Below are 1,063 nucleotides of genomic sequence, written 5' to 3'. Positions count from 1 at the left end.
AGCTGGAACCGGGCAGCGGCATGGATACCGGCATCCGCCAGGGCTGGCCGATCGTGCTGTCGAGCCTGAAATCGCTTCTGGAAACCGGCAAAGGCCTGGACGTATTCGCCAAGCCACAGTAGTGCCAGCCCATGGCTGGCAATCCGCCCACGGCCCAAGCCAACCCGTGAAGGCGCCTTGATCCCGCTGAACGACGCATGCAACGCGTGCTGGCCGCTCATCCGCAAAGTACGCGTTACGTCACGTCAACACGGCATCATTGCGTTGCAGTTTCAATACCCTTCCACAGGTTCCTCTTGCAGCCCTCTTCCCCTTCGGCCGGTGAACCGGCCCCGTCGTCGCCGGCCTTCATTGAAGTTGTTGTTGTGCGGGCCGGTACCCACCTGTTTGCCATCGATGTCGAAGCCGCGATTGAAATCCGCGGCCCGGAAACCTTTGATCGCCACGGCAGTGGCGCGCGCCCGCACCTCACCGTGCGCGGCCACGCACTGCCGGTGGTCGACCTGCGCCAGGCCAGCGGCTTGAGCGGGTTTGCCCATGGCTGCCCGGCCATGCTGCTGATGCAGAACGGCACGGAGACCTTTGCCTTGGCCGTAGACGAGGTGCGGGACATCGAAAGCGTGCCACGCCACAACGTGCGGCCCGCCGCGGACACCCCGTTCGGGTTCTGCGGCCATCACGTCATGCTGGATGCGCTGGGCGAGATTCCCCTGATCGATCCCAGCCGGCTTCGATAACGCCGAACCAGCGCGCCAACCTCCCGATAACACCGGACCCCACACCGATCTCCCGGTAGCGCCGGGCCATGCCCGGCGGGCAGCCGGCCAGCTACCGCGCCGTCCAGCCGCCATCCACCGGCAGCGCCGTGCCCGTGATCTGAGCCGCGGCGTCCGAGGCCAGGAAGACCACCATTTCCCCTAGCTGCTCGGGTGTCACGAACTGCAACGAGGGCTGTTTCTCGGCCAGCAGCGCGCGAGCGGCGGACTCCTGGTCCGTTCCCTCGCGCTCCGCCAATGCGGTGATCTGCTGCTCGACCAGCGCCGTTCGCACCCACCCCGGGCAC

2 protein-coding genes and 1 pseudogene are annotated in these 1,063 nt (G+C 66.5%); 2 read left to right on the top strand and 1 reads right to left on the bottom strand.

Translation table 11 applies throughout. The annotated features are described in order from the left end of the window. A pseudogene (locus AC1VAN_RS22725) lies at positions 1–122 on the top strand (polyketide cyclase); the annotation flags it as partial. 75 nt (positions 123–197) lie between these two features. After that, positions 198–737, top strand: a complete 540-nt coding sequence (locus AC1VAN_RS22720) for a chemotaxis protein CheW (RefSeq protein WP_442252347.1) — start codon at positions 198–200, stop codon at positions 735–737. Between the two features lie 91 nt (positions 738–828). Here the strand turns inward: AC1VAN_RS22720 and AC1VAN_RS22715 are convergent. Then, positions 829–1,063: SDR family oxidoreductase (locus AC1VAN_RS22715; protein ID WP_480986850.1), on the bottom strand; the 235-nt coding region annotated here is incomplete at its 5' end.

The organism is Stenotrophomonas sp. 05L44_2 (assembly GCF_056665995.1).
This window is presented reverse-complemented; position numbering and strand designations above follow the sequence as displayed.

Excerpts from the sequence above, each read along its gene's own strand:
- AC1VAN_RS22720 (WP_442252347.1), top strand. The coding sequence starts at position 198 with ATGCAACGCGTGCTGGCCGCTCATCCGCAAAGTACGCGTTACGTCACG.